The 379-nt window shown below is 50.1% G+C and carries 1 protein-coding gene; it reads left to right on the top strand.

What is annotated here, in order from left to right; genetic code table 11:
• Nucleotides 1-379, top strand: a 379-nt coding sequence (locus EOA78_RS38035; RefSeq protein WP_206533574.1) for a hypothetical protein, incomplete at both ends; no start/stop codon positions are given.

The raw sequence follows: 379 nt of genomic DNA, 5'->3' as shown, positions 1-379 counted from the left end.
GGATAGGAGAAGGAAACCGTCGAAAAGGCACAGGCAGAAGTAGTCGGGGAAAAAAGAAAGAGGAGGAGAGGAGGAAAGAGGAAAAAGAGGGGGAGGAAAGGAGAGGGAGAAGAGGAGAGGAGGAAAAGGAGAGGAAGAAAGGGGGAGAGAGAGAGAGGAGGAAAGAAAAAAGAAGAAAGAGGGAGGGAGGAGAAAGGGAGAGGAAAGAAAGAAAGGGGAGGAGAGGAGAAAGGGGAGGGAAGGGAGGGGCGAGAGGGGGAGGAGAGAGAGAAGGAGGAGAGAGAAAAGGAGAAGGAGAGAGGAGAAGAAAGAGAAGGAGGGAGGAGAAAGAAAGGGAAAAAAAGAAAGAGAAAAGGAGAAAAGAACCGATGAGGACAAC

The organism is Mesorhizobium sp. M5C.F.Cr.IN.023.01.1.1, from assembly GCF_003997585.1.
Lineage (GTDB): Bacteria > Pseudomonadota > Alphaproteobacteria > Rhizobiales > Rhizobiaceae > Mesorhizobium > Mesorhizobium wenxiniae.
This window is presented reverse-complemented; position numbering and strand designations above follow the sequence as displayed.